Below are 16636 nucleotides of genomic sequence, written 5' to 3' on the forward strand. Positions count from 1 at the left end.
CTGGCGCTCACCCCTGGGCGCGTCCCACGGCCGAGACCTGCAGCTGCGGGCTGGATCCGGTGGACCCCTGGCAGGCCTGGGTCCGGTAGGCCACGAAGCGGCTGACCCGCGACCCGGGCGGGTAGACCCGCAGCCCGTCCGAGGTCGTCGGGGCGCACGTCGCCGCGTCGTAGTTGCCGGCGTCGGCGACCTGGAGCACCGCGGTCGTGGTCTGGCCGGGGGCCAGGCTCACCTGCCGCAGCGACCCGGTGCGGACCGCCGGCGACCCGATCTGGCGACCCGCGCCACCGCCCACGAAGGACACGCCCGGGTGACCGTCCAGGACGCACCGGGAGGCGCCGGTGTTGCGGAAGGTCAGCAGCACGAACTGGCTGCCGGCGGCACCGCCTCCGGCGGCCTGGTCGAGGCCGACGGCCAGCCCCGAGGCGGGGCAGGTGCCGGTGGTGCCGGCGCTCGCCGCCCCGGTGGCCCCCGAGGACGCGGTCGGGGACGACGTGGGCGACGCCGCGGCGGACGGGGACGTACCCGTCGTGGCGGTGGCACCTGCGGTGGGGCTGCTGCTCGGGGAGGCCGACGCCGAGGCGGAGGACCCCGTGACCGGGGCGTCGGTGACGCCGGAGGAGGCCTGGACCCCGTTGCCGCCGCACCCGGCGAGCAGGACGGTGGCCAGGACGGGGGCCAGGACGGGGGTCAGGACGGCGATCGCGGGGGTGGCCCCCGGACGCCGACGGAGCGAGGAGCGCGAGGAGGTGGTCATGGCTCCCACGCTAGGACGGCCAGGTCGCGCTGCCCGCACGGTCAGGTCACGGTCCTGTGACCTCGGTCGACCCGGTGGATCCTGGCCGCCCGGGGCGGTCGGCGGCCGCCTCCGGGACGACCAGGGAGGCGCACGCCCCTCCCGAGGCGGGGTTGGTCAGGCGCAGCGGGGCCCCCAGCACCGCGGCCTGGCCGGCCGCGATCACCAGCCCCAGACCGTTGCCGCCCGGTCGGCCCGGACCGCTGCGGAACCGGCGCGGCCCGTCGCGCAGGAGGGCGGCGTCGAACCCGGGGCCGTGGTCGCGCACGCTCACCTCCCGCCCCTCCTGGCGGACCTCCACGGGGGCCCGCCCGTGCTCCAGCCCGTTGCGCACCAGGTTGCTCAGCACCCGCTCGAGCCGGCGGGGGTCGGTGAGCACCTCGACCGGCTCGGCGGAGGTCACGAGCACGACCTCCCCCTCCGCGTGCTCCCCGCTGACCAGGCCCCGGTGCACGGCCCGGCGCACGGTCTCCGCGAGGTCGACCGTCTCGAGGTCGGCCTCCTCGGCGCCACGGTCCAGGCGGGAGACCTCGAGCAGGTCCTCGACCAGGGTCGTCATCGCGGCCGCGCGGTCGCGCACCAGCTCGGCGGGCCGTGAGTCGTCGAGCAGCGCCGCCGCGGTGACCAGCCCGGTGACCGGCGTGCGCAGGTCGTGCGCCACGTCGGCGGTGAACTGCCGTTCCTGCGCCAGCCGGGCCCGCAGCCGCGCCGCCATCGCGTCGACCGCGTCGGCGAGGTCGCCGACCTCGTCGCGCCCCCGGCCCACCGACTCCCGCAGCGACGGGGCCCCCTCCGCCCCGGCGGCGACCTCGCGCGCGGAGCGGGCGGCGAGCCGCAGGCGTCGGGCGAGGCCGTTGGCCGAGAGCAGGCCCAGGAGCGCGGCCAGCAGGACGGTCACCGTCCCCGCGGCGACCAGCGACCGGTCGACCGCGGCCAGGCTGCGGTCGGCGGGCCGGAGCGTGGACCGCGTGCTCAGCACGACACCGCCGGACCGGACGGCGGCCCAGACGGTGCGCGTCCCCGACCCGGTGACCAGGGTCGCGCGGGCGCCGTCGCGCCGCACCGCCGCCAACAGCGCGGAGGGCACGCCGCGGTCGCCGACCCGGGCGTCGAAGCTGAGCAGGCCCGTGCGGCGGTAGACCTGGGCGGCGACCGCGATCCGCTCTGAGGCTCCGGAGCGCGCCTGCTGGACCCGGTCGAGCACCAGCAGGGCGTGGACCGCGACCCCCAGCCCGGTCACCGCGAGGAGCACGATCAGGGTGATCACGACGGCGATGCGCAGGCGCAGGCCGGTCCGCGGGCGGCGTACGCCGGGGAGCGCCACGTCAGGACCGCAGCCGGTAGCCGAAGCCGCGCACGGTCTCGACCCGCTCCGCGCCGACCTTGGCCCGGAGCCGTTGGACGTGCACGTTGACCAGGTGGGCCTCGTCCTGCCAGGGGTCGTGCTCCCAGACCCGCTCCAGCAGCTGGCGCCGCGACAGCACCGCCCCCGGGACGTCGGCCAGGGCCAGGAAGAGCCTCATCTCGGTCGCGGTCAGCGCCACCGGGGCGTCGCCGCGACGCAACGTCAGCGACCGCCGGTCCAGGGTCAGGTCCCCGAACCGCTCCACCGCCTCGCCGGGCGGGGGCGGCTCGGCCGGCGTCGCACGGCGTACGACGGACCGCAGCCGCGCGAGCAGGACCTGCACGTCGAACGGCTTGGTGACGTAGTCGTCGGCCCCCGCCTCCAGACCTCCCACCACGTCGACGGCGTCGGTGCGCGCCGAGACCAGCACCACCGGGGTGGAGCCGGCCTCGCGGATCCGCCGCGTCAGCGTGACGCCGTCCAGACCCGGCAGCACGACGTCGCTGAGCACCACGTCGAACGCCGGGTCGGCCGACCCGAACAGTCCCCAGGCCTCGAGCCCGTCGGTCACCCAGGCGACCTCGTGGCCGTGGCGCTCGAGGTGCAGCTGGGTCGCCTCCCCGATGACCGGGTCGTCCTCGACGAGCAGCAGCCGCACCCGGGTCCCCTCAGCGCCAGGAGTAGTTCGGCGCCTCGGCGGTGATCTGGATGTCGTGGGGGTGGCTCTCCTTGAGCCCCGCGGAGGTGATCCGCACGAAGCGACCCCGCTCGCGCAGCTCGGGGATCGTGCGCGCGCCGACGTAGAACATCGACTGGTGCAGGCCGCCGATCAGCTGGTGGGCGACCGCGGACAGCGGGCCGCGGTAGGCGACCTGGCCCTCGATGCCCTCGGGCACGATCTTGTCGTCGCTCTCGACGTCGGCCTGGAAGTAGCGGTCCTTGGAGTAGGACTTCTTGCCCCGGCTGCTCATCGCCGCCATCGAGCCCATGCCGCGGTAGGCCTTGTACTGCTTGCCGTTGACGAAGACCAGCTCGCCGGGGCTCTCCTCGCAGCCGGCGAGCAGGGAGCCGAACATCACCGACTCGGCGCCGGCGACCAGGGCCTTGGCGATGTCGCCGGAGTACTGCAGGCCGCCGTCGGCCACGAGCGGGACGTCGGCGGGACCGCAGGCCAGCGAGGCCTCGTGCACGGCCGTCACCTGGGGCACGCCGACCCCGGCGACCACGCGCGTCGTGCAGATCGACCCGGGGCCGACCCCGACCTTGACGGCGTCCACGCCCGCGTCGACCAGCGCCTGGGCACCGGCGCGGGTGGCGACGTTGCCGCCCATGACCTGCACGTGGCGGGTGGCGGGGTCGCTCTTGAGGCGCCGGATCATGTCGAGCAGCAGGCGCGCGTGACCGTGGGCGGTGTCCACCACGAGGACGTCCACGCCGGCCTCGACCAGGGTGGTGGCCCGCTCCCAGGACTCGCCGAAGTAGCCGACCGCGGCCCCCACCAGGAGGCGGCCGTCGCCGTCGTTGGAGGCGTGCGGGAACTGCTCGGACTTCACGAAGTCCTTGACCGTGATCAGGCCGGCCAGGCGACCCTGCTCGTCGACGATCGGGAGGCGCTCGCGCTTGTGCTGGCGCAGCAGGGCGGTGGCGTCGTCGCGGGAGATACCCACCGGCGCGGTGATCAGCGGCATCGGGGTCATCACCTCGTCGACCTTGGTCGTGGCCCACTCGGCGACCGGGGTGAAGCGGAGGTCGCGGTTGGTGATGATGCCCAGCAGCCGGTTGTCGACGTCGACGACGGGCAGGCCCGAGACGCGGTACTCGCCGCAGATCGCGTCGAGCTCCTCCAGCGTCTTGTCGGGCGTGATCACGACCGGGTTGGAGATCATGCCGGTCTGGGTGCGCTTGACCAGGTCGACCTGGTAGGCCTGGTCCTCGATCGAGAGGTTGCGGTGCAGGATCCCGATGCCACCCTGGCGGGCCATCGCGATCGCCATCCGGGACTCGGTCACGGTGTCCATCGCGCTGGAGATCAGCGGGGTGCGCAGCGAGATGTCGCGGGTCAGGCGCGTGCTGGTGTCGACCTCGCTGGGGATCACGTCGGTCTCGCCCGGCAGCAGCAGGACGTCGTCGTAGGTCAGGCCGAGCGTGGCGAACTTGGACGGGACTTCTGCGTCTGACATCGGATCTTCGGGCCCTTCGCTGCGGTTGCTCTGGTCGCCGATCCTAACGTCCGGCGGGGGCGCTCTCTTCCCCCCTGCGACCGCGCAGCGCGCCTCGCCTACCGCTGCGGCGCCGCCCCGGCCGGACGGCGTACGCCGGTCACGGCGATGCGCGCGGCCAGGGTCCCGGCGCTGACCCGCACCCGCGCCCGGAGGCCGGCGCCCAGGACCATCGGGACCACGCCCTCCTCCTCGGCCGGGGCGACCAGGAGCAGGTCGGCGTGGCCGGCGTCGGCGACCTGGGCGGCCGCCCGGAGCAGCAGCCCGGTGCCGATGCCCAGACGACGCCATGCCGGCGCGACCTCGACGCCGAGCTCGGGCACCGTCGCGTCGCCCCGGAAGGTGGCGACGCCGACGACGTGGCCGCCGATCCGCGCGACCACGCCCAGGAGGCCCGGGACGGCCTGGGTCCGGTCGTCGGGAGCGGGTGCGACGTCGTACTCCACGGGGGCGGAGCGCCGGACCGGGGCGGCCGGGCCGGACGGGCCCGACCCGGTCGCCGGGGCGACCGCGGCGCTGGCCACCGTCGAGGCCAGGCCACGCAAGGCCGCGGCCCGGGAGTGCTCGGTCGCGCTCCACCGCTCCGGGTGGGCGCCCAGCAGTCGCTCGAGGAGCCGCGGCAGGGCCTCCGGGTCGGCGACGACGTCCTGGGCGGCGTGCAGCCACCGCGTCGGCTGGTCGATCAGGTCGTGGGTGGTGCAGGGCTCGACGCTCACCTCGTCCCCTCCCGCACCACCCACGAGCTCAGCGACCGCCCGAGCGGTCCAGTCGTCAGGGGCACTGATCACCAGCTCGTCGGTGACCCGCCCGAGGTCGGGGAAGATCTGCAGACCCAGGATGTTCAGCCCGTTCTGCCCGCACAGCGAGGCCAGCTCGGCGAGTGCGCCCGGGCGCTCGGTGAGGGTGCATCGCACGCGGAAGAACATGCGCCCATCGTGACGAGCACGTGTTGCGCGCGATGGGCGCGGATGTTTCGCGCAGGTCAACAAAACGCGGACGGCCGCCCCGCGCGGGTGTGCGGGACGGCCGTCGGCAGGTGGAGCGGTGGAGCAGGTTCAGCAGGTGGAGGACTACTTGGTGAAGCCGACCTGGGTGTAGTCGGTGGCCTGGAACTGCGTGGCGCCGGTGTTGACCAGGCCCTTCTGCACGGCCCAGATGGTCGGGGTCGTGCCGAGGGTGACGATCGGGACGTAGTCGAAGATGACCTTGTCGATGTCGTTGGCGATCGCCTGCTGCTTGGTCGGGTCGAGCTCGGCGTTCGCCTTGTCCCACAGCGGGCCCAGGCGCGGGTCGGTGATGCCGGTGAAGTTCTGGCCCGCGTCGGCCGGGTCGAACAGCGACTGGGTCGTCGAGACCGGGAAGGGCGTGCCCTGCCAGCTGAAGGACGTCATGTCGTAGTTCTTCTTGATGATGTAGTCGCTGAAGTACTTGTCGGTCGGGACGGTGTCCAGGGTGACAGGGATGCCGACCTTCTTCAGGAAGCCCTCGATCAGCTGCGCGCGCTGGGCGTTGGTCGGGGTGTCGGAGGGCACCAGGATCTTCAGGGACAGCGGCGTGCCGCCCTTCTCGTAGACCCCGCCGGAGCCCTTGGTGTAGCCGGCGGCCTTCATCTCCGAGGCGACGGCCTTGGTGCTGTAGTCGATCTCGCTGCTGGAGATGTCCTTGTAGCCGGCCTGGCCGGGGACGTAGACGACGCTGCCCTGCACGGCCGGCTTCACGCCGAGCTGCTTCTGGGTGACGGCGACGAAGGTCTTGCGGTCGATGGCGTGGGCGATCGCCCGACGCAGGTGCACGTCGGCCAGGGGGCCCTTGGAGGCGTTGAACGTCAGGTGCGTCCAGGTCAGACCGCCGGACTTCTCGATGACCGCGTCGGTGCGCTTCTGGGCCTGGGCGAGCACGTCGGGGTTGGCCTGGGTGTCGACCAGGTTGATCTCCTTGTTCGCGAAGGCCTGGCCCAGGGAGCTCTGGTTGACCACGCGGAAGACGATCTTGTCGAGCTTGGGCTTGCGGCCCCACCAGCGCGGGTTGGGGGTCTCGGTGACGACGCCGGCGTTGGAGTCGATCTTGGAGATCACGTAGGGCCCGTTGCTGGGGTACATCTTCTTGGTGAACCCGGTGTTGAAGGCGTTCGGGTCGGAGGTCACCGACGACGGGAGGGCCGGGTACATCGAGTTGGGCCAGTCGGCGTTCACCTTGCTGTAGGTGATCGTGTACTCGTAGTCCGAGGCGCCCTTGTCGATCGACTTGATGTCGCGCCAGCCGGCGTCGGAGAGGATCTCGTACTTCTTGTTCTTGCCGTTGAAGACCTTCCAGAAGTTGACCACGTCGGTGTAGGTGATCGGCTTGCCGTCGGACCACACGGCCTTCGGGTTCAGCTTGACCTGGATCTTCTGGGGGCTCTTGGAGACCAGCTTGGCGGACTCGATGTAGTTGGGGTCCACCTCCCACTTGCCGTCGGAGGTGAACTTGATGCCGGTCTGGCTCACCGCGGGCGCCTCGAGGGTCGCGGTGTCGGCGAGGCCGTCGCTGGCCTGGAGCTGGTTGAAGTTGGTCGGCAGCTGGCTGACGGCCTGCACGAGGGTGCCGCCCTGCTTGACCTGGTCGTACGACGCCGTCTTCCACGCCGTGTTGGGGAGCACCGCCCCGTTGGAGCTGCCGGAACCGCCGGACCCGGAGGATCCCGGCGCGGTGTTGCTGCCGCCGCACGCCGCGACCGACAGCAGCGCTGCGGCCGTGGCGGCCGCGAGGGCCGCGTTCTTCTTGGTGTTCATGACTTCCTCCTGTGGTGGTGGTGCCGGAGTGGAGCGGTGACGCGGTGGAGCCGGTGGAGCGGTCGGTTCAGTCGGGGATGATCTCGGCGGCGTGCTCGGCGCTGCGGTCGACGTGGTGGCACGCCGCCGAGGTGGCGCCGACCAGGCGCAGGGCGGGGTCCTCGGTCAGGCAGCGCTGCTGCCGGCCCTCGTCGAGGGTCGCGAACAGCGGGCACCGGCCGTGGAAGTTGCACCCGGCGATGTCGTCGGTCGGGCTGGGCAGGTCGCCCACGAGCAGGATCCGCTCGCGGCTGCGCTCGGCGACCGGGTCGGGGATCGGGACCGCGGACATCAGCGCCTGGGTGTAGGGGTGCAGCGGCCGGGCGAAGACGTCGCCGACGTCGCCGGTCTCCACGATCCGGCCGAGGTACATCACCGCGACCGTGTCGGCGATCTGGCGCACGACCGACAGGTCGTGGGCGACGAACAGGTAGGACAGGCCGAGCTCGACCTTGAGGTCGTCGAGCAGGTTCATCACGCCCGCCTGGATGGAGACGTCCAGGGCCGAGACCGGCTCGTCGAGGACGAGGAGTCGGGGCTCGGTGGCCAGGGCCCGGGCGATGCCCAGTCGCTGGCGCTGACCGCCGGAGAACTCGTGGGGGTAGCGACCGGTCATCGAGTGGTCGAGCCCGACGAGGTCGAGCAGCTCGGCCACGCGCGCGCGGCGGGCGTCCTTGCCGACGCCGTGCACGGTCAGCGGCTCGCCGACGATGTCCTCGATCGTGAGCCGGGGGTCCAGGGCCGCCATCGGGTCCTGGAAGACGACCTGCACGTCCTTGCGCAGCGCCAGCCGGTCGGACTTGGACAGGGTCGAGACGTCGGTTCCGGCGACCGTGATCGACCCGGCCTGGGGGTCGGCGAGCTCGAGGATCTCCAAGATGGTGGTGGACTTGCCGCAGCCGGACTCCCCGACCAGGCCCAGCACCTCGCCGCGACGGATGGTCAGGTCGATGCCGTCCACGGCCTTGACCGTGCCGATCTGCTTCTTGAACACCGCACCGGTGGTGAGCGGGAAGTGCCGCTGGAGCCCGCGGACGCTCAGGATCGGGTCCTCGGCGCTCCCGGGGACCACGGTCTCCGCCACCGGGACCGGCCGGGGGAAGACGTCGGCCGCGGTCAGGGCGCCGGACTCCAGCTCGGGCGAGCGCAGGCAGGCCGCGGCGTGGTCGCCGGCCAGCTGCAGCAGCGGCGGCTCCTCGGCGGTGCACTCGGGCACGCTGATCGGGCAGCGGGGCTCGAAGGGGCACCCGGGCGGGAGCGCGGACAGGGACGGCGGACGCCCCTCGAGCGGGACCAGGCGGGTGCGGCCGGCGGTGACCAGGTTGGGCACCGAGCGCAGCAGCCCGATCGTGTAGGGCATCTCGGGCTTGGCGAAGACGTCGTCGACCGGACCGGTCTCGACGAGCCGGCCGGCGTACATCACCGCGATCCGGTCGGCGTTGCCGGCGACCACCCCGAGGTCGTGGGTGATCAGCACGACGGCGGCGCCGGTGATGTCCTTGGCCTTCTGGAGCACCTCGAGGATCTGGGCCTGGATGGTGACGTCCAGGGCCGTGGTCGGCTCGTCGGCGATGATCAGCTGGGGGTCGTTGGCGATCGCGATCGCGATCATCACGCGCTGCCGCATGCCGCCGGAGAACTCGTGCGGGAAGGACCGCACCCGGCGCTCGGGGGCCGGGATGCCGACCACGCGCAGGAGCTCCACCGCCCGCACCTGGGCCGCCTGCTTGCTCAGCGAGCGGTCGTGCAGCCGGAGGCCCTCGGCGATCTGGTCGCCCACGGTGTAGACGGGCGTCAGGGCCGACAGGGGGTCCTGGAAGATCATCGCGATCGAGCTGCCGCGCAGCTCCGAGAGCTCGCGGTCGCTGCGGCCGAGCAGGGGCTCGCCCTTCCAGAGCACCTCCCCCTCGACCTGGGCGCTGCGGGGCAGCAGGCCCATGACGGCCATCGAGGAGACCGACTTGCCCGACCCCGACTCCCCCACGATGCCCAGGAACTCGCCCTGGTCGACGGTGTAGGAGATCCCCCGGACCGCCCGCACGTCGCCGCCGCCCTGCGGGCCCGGCCGCTGGGGGAAGCTCACGGAGAGGTCGCGGACCTCCAGGAGGGGCGCGTCAGTCACTGGTGCTCCCGGACGTGGGGTCGACGGCGTCGCGCAGGGCGTCGCCGATGAGGCTGACCGCGAAGAGCAGCACGATCAGCACGAGGGCGGGGAAGAGGAACATCCACGGACGGGTGGTCGCCGAGGGCGTGCCGTCGGCGAGCAGCACGCCCAGGGAGACGTCGGGACGCTGCACGCCGAAGCCGAAGTAGGACAGCGCGGTCTCGGAGTTGATCGCCGCGACCACCCCGAGGGTGGCGTCCACGATCAGCAGCGAGGCGACGTTGGGCAGGATGTGGCGCCGGATGATCGTGCCGGTGCCGACCCCCATGAACCGGGCCGCCTTGACGAACTCGCGGTCGCGCAGCGACTTGGTCTGCTGCCGGATCACCTGGGCCATCACCATCCAGCTGAACAGCGCGATGAACGCGGTCAGCGCCAGGAACGACAGGCTCTTGAAGATCGGGCTCAGCAGCACCAGCACGAAGAAGACCGGCAGGACCAGCAGCAGGTTGATGAACCAGCTGATCACCGCGTCGGCCTTGCCGCCGAGGTAGCCCGCGAAGGCCCCCACGAAGGCCGCGATCGCCGTGCCGGCCGGCCCCGCGATCAGGCCGATCACCAGGGACTTGCGCAGGCCCGAGACGGTCTGGGCGTAGATGTCCTGGCCGATGTCGTCGGTGCCGAACCAGTGCAGGCTGCTCGGCCCGGTCGAGGAGTTGATCAGGTCCTGGTAGTCCGGGGTCCACCGGCTGATCCAGAGGCCGACCACCGCCCACACCATCATCCCGAGCACCACGACGGCGCCGATCCAGAAGCGGGGGGTGGCGCGCAGGCGCAGCCAGATCAGGCGGGCGCGGCTGGCGTTGCGGGGAGCCTTGCCGGGCTCGACCAGCTGGGCGGTCGGGTCGACGCCCACCGCGATCGGGTCGGTGACCGACATCAGATCCTCACTCGCGGGTCGAGGGCGGCGTACAGGACCTCCGCCAGGGTGGAGGAGATCAGCACCAGCACCGAGAGGTAGAACACCGAGCCGGCGGCCGAGTTGACGTCGCTCTGGGTGATCGAGGTCAGGGCCAGCTCGCCCATGCCGTGCCAGGTGAAGATCAGCTCCAGGAAGGTCGAGCCGGCCACCAGGGTGCCGAAGCTGTAGGCGAAGTACGTCGACATCGGGATCAGCGCGACCCGGACACCGTGGCGGATCATCGCCGACCCGCGGGTGCGGCCCTTGGAGCGCGCGGTGCGGATGTAGTCGCTGGAGAGCACGTCGAGCATCGCGTTGCGCTGGTAGCGGGAGTACGACGCCGCGCCCAGCGCGGTGAGCGCGATCGTCGGCAGCACGATGTGGCTGAGCCGGTCGAGCAGGATCGCGCCGGTGCCGGACGTGCCGGGGGTGTACTGCCCGGTGAAGGAGATCACCTGGGTGCCCACCGCGTCGTTGAACTTGGTGGCCAGGATCATCAGGATCACCCCGAGCACGAACACCGGCGTGGCGAGCAGCAGGTAGGAGACGTAGGTGACGACCTGGTCGCTGGCCTTGTACTGCCGCACCGCCCCCCACACGCCGAAGACGACCCCGAGCAGCGCCCCGAGCAGGGAGCCGATCAACAGCAGCTGGAGGCTCACCCCCGAGCGCACGAGCATGTCGTGGCCGACGGAGTCCTGGCTGAAGTTCAGCCCGAAGGAGCCGTGCAGCACGATCCCGGTGAACCAGTCCCAGGTGCGCTGGAGCAGCGGCACGCTGGGGTCGACCCCGAGGCGGGCCAGGCTGGACCTGATGGCGGAGTCGCTGGGTCGCGGGTTGCGGCCGTAGAACCGGGCCGCCGGGTTGAGCACGGCGCTGGCCAGGACGTAGCCCAGCACGGTCGCGATCACCGTCAGGATCAGGTAGTTGACGAAGCGCCGGAGCGTGTACAGGATCACGCGGTCACCGGACGGTGTCCCGGGTGCAGCACGTGGGGACCTCTGGATCTACTCGCGGGGGAAGGGGCCGAACATTCGGTTGCACGCTAGCAACCGTCGAGGCCGGAAATCGTGATGGATCTCATGCGTCACGGCAACAACCCGATAACGAATGCGACGGCCACCAGGGCCACCAGGACCGCGGCCTCGCGGCTCCGCCAGGTCACCGAGCCGGTGCGGTCGGCGTCGCGGGCGGGCCCTCCGGAGCGCGTCCAGGCGTCCCGGAACCGCTCGACGGTGACCGTGGAGGCGGACTGCTCGACCGGCGGCGTCGGGAGCGCGCGGCCCCGGAGACCACCCGCTCCACGGGCGGGCCGGCGCCGCGGGACGCCGGGAGCGTTCCAGGAGGTGACGCGCCGGAGCCGGCCGCCCTCGCCGCGGTAGGCGAGCACGACCAGGCCGCGGACGTCGACGGTCTCCAGCGCGGCGTACGGCACCTCGTGGACGCGCAGCGGGTTGACCACCCGGAGCGCGTCGGTGCCGACCTCCAGGCGCGGGCTGAACAGCCCCACCCAGGCGAGGTAGGAGACGGCGGCCACGACCAGCACGGTCTGAACGGCGTACGCCGCCGACCCCTCGACGACCGCGTCGACGACGCAGGCCGCCCCGACCACCCACACGGCCAGGGGCACCCAGACCGCCCCGGACTGACGCAGGGCCACCGCCCGCTGCGGGGCAGGGCCGTCCGGGCCGTCGGGACCGGTCTGGTCGGCGGGGACACCTCGTCGAGCTCGCACGCGCCCAGGCTAGGCGCGGACCGGGGCGGGACCCCCCGCGCCCCGCCCCGCAGCCCCCGCTCTCAGACCACGAGGCCCAGCAGCAGGACGAAGACCAGCCCGCTGACCGAGAGCACCGTCTCCATCAGGGACCAGGACTTGAGCGTCTGGCCGACCGAGAGGCCGAAGTACTCCTTGACCAGCCAGAAGCCGGCGTCGTTGACGTGGGAGAAGAACACCGAGCCCGAGCCGATCGCGAGCACCACCAGCGAGGTCTCCCCCGTGCTGAGGCCCTCGACCAGGCCCAGCATCAGCGCCGAGGCCGTGATGGTGGCGACGGTGGCCGAGCCGGTGGCGAGGCGGATCAGGACCGCCAGCACCCAGGCCAGGACCAGCACCGAGATGTTCGCGCCCTTGGCCCAGTCGGCGAGCAGCGTGCCGATGCCGGTGTCGACGAGCACCTGCTTGAAGCCGCCGCCGGCCGAGACGATCAGCAGGATGCCGGCGATGGCGGGCAGCGAGGACTCCACGGTCCTGGTGATGCCGGCCCGGTCCATGCCCGAGGCGCGGCCCAGGGTGAACATCGCGACCACGACCGCGATCAGCAGCGCCACGAAGGGGTTGCCGATGACGTCGAAGACCTGCTGGAGACGCTGCTCGGGGTCGTCGACGGCGATGTCGACGACGGCCTTGGCCATCATCAGCGCCACCGGCAGCAGCACCGTCGCGACGGTGGCGCCGAAGGCGGGGCGGTCACCGACGGTGCGCTCGTCGCGGCCCTCGAAGATCTCCGGGGCCGGCACGTCGACCCAGCGGCCGGCGAGCTTGCCGAACAGGGGCCCGGCGACCACGACGGTCGGGACGGCCACGAGCACGCCCAGCATCAAGGTGGTGCCGAGGTCGGCGCCCAGGGAGCTGATCGCGACCAGCGGGCCGGGGTGCGGGGGCACCAGGCCGTGCATCGCCGAGAGGCCGGCCAGCGTCGGGATCCCGATGGTGATCACCGAGAGCTGCGCCCGGCGGGCGACCAGGTAGATCACCGGCATCAGGAGCACCAGGCCGATCTCGAAGAACATCGGCAGCCCGATCAGGGCACCGACCCCGGCCATCGCCCAGGGCAGGGCGCGGCGCGAGGAGCGGCCCACGATGGTGTCGACGATCTGGTCGGCGCCACCGGAGTCGGCCAGCAGCTTGGCGAACATCGCGCCCAGGGCGATCAGGGCCCCGACGCCGGCCGCGGTGGCACCGAATCCGGTGGAGAAGCTCGTGATCACGCCGCCGACGTCCTGGCCGGCCACGATGCCCACGGTCAGCGCGCCGAAGATCAGGGCGAGGAACGGGTGCAGCTTGGCGAAGGTGATCAGGGCGACGATCAGCGCGATGGCCACGAGGGCCGCGGTGACCAGCTGCCAGCCGGCGGCGACCGGCTGGGTCAGCGGCGCCGCGTCGGCGAGGGGGACGAACATCATGGGCGGGGCTCCTTGCTGGGCGTGGCGTGCTGGTCGACGTAGGTCTGGACGATCGCGTCGACCGGCTGGTCGACGTCGACGACGAGCCCGAGCTCGTCGGGGTCGAGGGGCTCGAGGGTGGCGAACTGCGAGGCGAGCAGCGAGGGCGGCATGAAGTGGCCGGGACGGCTGGCCTGGCGCCGGGCGATCACCTCGGGGCTGCCGGCGAGGTGGAGGAACTCGCACCGCGGCGCGTGCGCCCGCAGCTGGTCGCGGTAGGCGCGCTTGAGCGCCGAGCAGCTCATCACTCCCCCGGTCGCCGCGTGGTCGTCGAGCCACCGGCCGATCGCCTCCAGCCACGGTCGACGGTCGTCGTCGTCGAGGGCGTGGCCGGCGGTCATCTTGACGATGTTGGCCTCGGGGTGGAAGTCGTCGGCGTCCGCGAACGGCACCCGCAGGCGCTGCGCGAGGGCGGCCCCCACGGTCGACTTGCCCGAGCCCGAGACGCCCATGGCGACCACGAGCGGCGGGGTGGGTGGCAGCGAGGTGCTGGTCATGCGGTCTCCCTTGTGACGGTCACCACAGTCCACCCCAAAGATATGATCTTTGCAAGACCCGGACGGATATTGATCGGATCTTCTTTCCGTGGGAGGCACCTGTCAGGATGCGGGCATGACTGTCGGCCGGGCCCACGGGGCGCTGCACGCCGAGGTGCTCGACGCGCTCGGCGCCCGCCTGGTCTCCACCGACCACGGCGACCCGGCGCACCTCGCGGCCGGGACGGTGCTGACCCTCGAGGCGATCTCCCGGGAGTACGCCGTGTCCACCCCCGTGGCCCGCGAGGCCGTGCGGGTGCTCGAGTCGATGGGGCTGGTGACCTCGCGCCGCCGGGTGGGCGTGACCGTCCAGCCGCGGTCGGCGTGGAACGTCTTCGACCCGCGGCTGATCCGCTGGCGCCTGGCCGGCGAGGACCGCACCGCCCAGCTGCTCTCCCTCAGCGAGCTGCGCCGAGGCTTCGAGCCGGTGGCGGCCTCACTGGCCGCCGAGCGGGCCAGCGCCGCCCAGTGCTCCGAGCTGGCCGCGGCGGTCAGCGACATGACGGTGCTGGGCCGCGAGGGCGACCTCGAGGCCTATCTGGTCGCCGACGTGCGCTTCCACGCCACCCTGCTCGAGGCCAGCGGGAACGAGATGATCCGGGCCCTGGCCCAGGTGGTGGCCGAGGTCCTCGCCGGACGCACCCACCACGACCTGATGCCGGCCCGACCCAACCCCGAGGCGATCGCGCTGCACGACGCCGTCGCCCGGGCCGTGCGCGAGCGCGACCCCGTCGCCGCCGAGCACGCGATGCGGTCGATCATCGACGAGGCCGCCGCCGCCATGCGCCGGGAGCACGACGGCTCCTGATCGGCGTACGGCCTGCTGGGGCGCCACGGGGGCGGCGGTTTCCCAGGTGATGAACCGAAACTGCCTCTCTGCACACCAGATCTGGTGTGCAGAGAGGCAGCAAGGGCTCATCACCTGGGAAACCGGCAGGGCCTCCAGGGTCAGAGGTGGTTCAGCGGTCGATCAGTGACCGTGCCCGTGGCCGGAGGCAGCCTCGGGCTGCTCCTCCTCGGGCTTGTCGACGATCAGCGTCTCGGTCGTGAGCAGCATGCCCGCGATCGAGGTCGCGTTGACCAGGGCCGACTTGGTGACCTTGACCGGGTCGAGCACGCCCTGGGAGACCAGGTCGCCGTAGGTCTGGGTCGCGGCGTTGTAGCCGTTGCCGACCCCGAGCTCGCGGACCTTGGCGATCACGACGTAGCCCTGGTCGCCACCGTTCTCGGCGATCCAGCGCAGCGGCTCGTCGGCGGCCTTGCGCACGACGCGCACGCCGATGGCCTCGTCGCCGGTCAGGCCGAGGTCGCCCTCGAGCACGGACACCGCGTGGATGAGGGCGGAGCCGCCACCGGCGACGATGCCCTCCTCGATCGCGGCGCGCGTCGCGGAGACGGCGTCCTCGATGCGGTGCTTCTTCTCCTTGAGCTCGACCTCGGTGGCGGCACCCACGCGGACGACGCACACGCCGCCGGCGAGCTTGGCCAGGCGCTCCTGGAGCTTCTCGCGGTCCCAGTCGGAGTCGGTCGACTCGATCTCGGCCTTGATCTGGTTCACGCGACCGGCGACCTCGTCGGCCTGCCCGCCACCCTCGACGATGGTGGTGTTGTCCTTGGTCACCACGACGCGGCGGGCGGTGCCCAGCGCCTCGAGGCCGACCTGGTCGAGCTTGAGCCCGACCTCGGGGGCGATGACCTGACCACCGGTGAGGGTGGCGATGTCCTGCATCATCGACTTGCGGCGGTCACCGAACGCGGGGCTCTTGACGGCCACGGCGTTGAAGGTGCCACGGATCTTGTTCACGACCAGGGTCGAGAGCGCCTCGCCCTCGACGTCCTCGGCCAGGATGAACAGCGGCTTGCCGGCGGCGATGACCTTCTCCAGCAACGGGAGCAGCTCGGCGATCGCCGAGATCTTCCCCTGGTGCAGCAGGATGTAGGGGTCGTCGAGGACGGCCTCCATCGACTCCTGGTCGGTGACGAAGTACGGCGAGAGGTAGCCCTTGTCGAACTGCATCCCCTCGGTGAACTCAAGGTCGGTGCCCATGGTGTTGGACTCCTCGACCGTGATGACGCCGTCCTTGCCGACCTTGTCGAACGCCTGCGCGAGCAGGTCGCCGATGTGGCTGTCGCGGCTCGAGACGGTCGCGACGGCGGCCATGTCGCTGCGGTCGTCGACGTCGCGGGCGGCCTCGTCGAGCGCCTTGCTGACGGCGGCGGTCGCCTTGTCCATGCCCCGCTTGAGGCTCATCGGGTTGATCCCGGCGGCCACGGAGCGCAGGCCCTCGTGGACCATCGCCTGGGCCAGCACGGTGGCGGTGGTGGTGCCGTCACCGGCGACGTCGTTGGTCTTGGTGGCCACCTCCTTGGTCAGCTGGGCGCCGAGGTTCTCGAACGGGTCGTCCAGCTCGATCTCGCGGGCGACGGTCACCCCGTCGTTGGTGATGGTGGGCGCACCCCACTTCTTGTCCAGGACGACGTAGCGGCCGCGGGGGCCGAGCGTCACCTTGACGGCATTGGCGAGCTTGTCCACGCCGCGCTCGAGCGAGCGACGGGCGTGCTCGTCGAACTCCAGGATCTTGGGCATCTCGGTGGATGCTCCTTTCGTGTGTTCGGTGGAGGAGAAAAGCGACAGTCCGAGGC

At 72.2% G+C, this 16636-nt stretch carries 14 protein-coding genes; 1 reads left to right on the top strand and 13 read right to left on the bottom strand.

What is annotated here, in order from left to right:
• Window positions 1-7: 7 nt before the first annotated feature.
• The 12 genes from ACYVDA_RS09015 to ACYVDA_RS09070 all read right to left on the bottom strand — a co-directional run bounded on the left by ACYVDA_RS09015 (window position 8) and on the right by ACYVDA_RS09070 (window position 13954).
• On the bottom strand, window positions 8-757 hold the full coding sequence (locus ACYVDA_RS09015; protein WP_460817419.1) for a DUF4232 domain-containing protein: 750 nt from the start codon (window positions 755-757) through the stop codon (window positions 8-10).
• A 46-nt stretch (window positions 758-803) separates the two neighbouring features.
• Entirely contained in the window at window positions 804-2120 is a 1317-nt protein-coding gene (locus tag ACYVDA_RS09020) for a sensor histidine kinase (protein WP_460817421.1), read from the bottom strand.
• Between the two features lies 1 nt (window position 2121).
• Window positions 2122-2799 (bottom strand): response regulator, encoded by a 678-nt coding sequence (locus ACYVDA_RS09025; RefSeq protein WP_460817425.1) that lies wholly within the window; start codon window positions 2797-2799, stop codon window positions 2122-2124.
• A 10-nt stretch (window positions 2800-2809) separates the two neighbouring features.
• Window positions 2810-4321 (bottom strand): IMP dehydrogenase, encoded by a 1512-nt coding sequence (gene guaB / locus ACYVDA_RS09030; protein WP_460817428.1) that lies wholly within the window; start codon window positions 4319-4321, stop codon window positions 2810-2812.
• Window positions 4322-4419: 98 nt separating this feature from the next.
• Entirely contained in the window at window positions 4420-5286 is an 867-nt protein-coding gene (locus ACYVDA_RS09035) for a GNAT family N-acetyltransferase (protein WP_460817430.1), read from the bottom strand.
• Window positions 5287-5430: 144 nt separating this feature from the next.
• The gene (locus ACYVDA_RS09040; RefSeq protein ID WP_460817432.1) at window positions 5431-7131 is read right to left on the bottom strand and encodes an ABC transporter family substrate-binding protein; all 1701 of its coding nucleotides are present in this window, start codon (window positions 7129-7131) and stop codon (window positions 5431-5433) included.
• A gap of 67 nt (window positions 7132-7198) precedes the next feature.
• Complete coding sequence (locus ACYVDA_RS09045) at window positions 7199-9292, bottom strand: ABC transporter ATP-binding protein (RefSeq protein ID WP_460817434.1); 2094 nt, start codon at window positions 9290-9292, stop codon at window positions 7199-7201.
• On the bottom strand, window positions 9285-10214 hold the full coding sequence (locus ACYVDA_RS09050; protein WP_460817437.1) for an ABC transporter permease: 930 nt from the start codon (window positions 10212-10214) through the stop codon (window positions 9285-9287). Before ACYVDA_RS09050 ends, ACYVDA_RS09045 begins: the two co-directional genes overlap by 8 nt.
• Window positions 10214-11194 (bottom strand): ABC transporter permease, encoded by a 981-nt coding sequence (locus ACYVDA_RS09055; RefSeq protein WP_460817439.1) that lies wholly within the window; start codon window positions 11192-11194, stop codon window positions 10214-10216. The genes ACYVDA_RS09050 and ACYVDA_RS09055 overlap by 1 nt, the downstream gene beginning before the upstream one ends.
• A gap of 128 nt (window positions 11195-11322) precedes the next feature.
• Window positions 11323-11970: a hypothetical protein gene (locus ACYVDA_RS09060; protein WP_460817441.1), complete on the bottom strand. Its 648-nt coding sequence runs from the start codon at window positions 11968-11970 to the stop codon at window positions 11323-11325.
• 62 nt (window positions 11971-12032) lie between these two features.
• Window positions 12033-13415: a GntP family permease gene (locus tag ACYVDA_RS09065; RefSeq protein WP_460818146.1), complete on the bottom strand. Its 1383-nt coding sequence runs from the start codon at window positions 13413-13415 to the stop codon at window positions 12033-12035.
• Window positions 13415-13954, bottom strand: a complete 540-nt coding sequence (locus ACYVDA_RS09070; protein ID WP_460817443.1) for a gluconokinase — start codon at window positions 13952-13954, stop codon at window positions 13415-13417. Before ACYVDA_RS09070 ends, ACYVDA_RS09065 begins: the two co-directional genes overlap by 1 nt.
• A gap of 115 nt (window positions 13955-14069) precedes the next feature.
• Between ACYVDA_RS09070 and ACYVDA_RS09075 the strand changes: the two genes are divergently transcribed.
• Window positions 14070-14801 carry a FadR/GntR family transcriptional regulator gene (locus ACYVDA_RS09075; protein ID WP_460817445.1) on the top strand — a complete coding sequence of 244 codons (732 nt, stop codon included), beginning with the start codon at window positions 14070-14072 and terminating at the stop codon, window positions 14799-14801.
• Between the two features lie 162 nt (window positions 14802-14963).
• Here ACYVDA_RS09075 and groL read toward each other — a convergent pair whose 3' ends face one another.
• Window positions 14964-16580 (bottom strand): chaperonin GroEL, encoded by a 1617-nt coding sequence (gene groL / locus ACYVDA_RS09080; protein WP_460817448.1) that lies wholly within the window; start codon window positions 16578-16580, stop codon window positions 14964-14966.
• Window positions 16581-16636 lie beyond the last annotated feature (56 nt).

The sequence above is a fragment of the Nocardioides korecus genome, assembly GCF_054778395.1.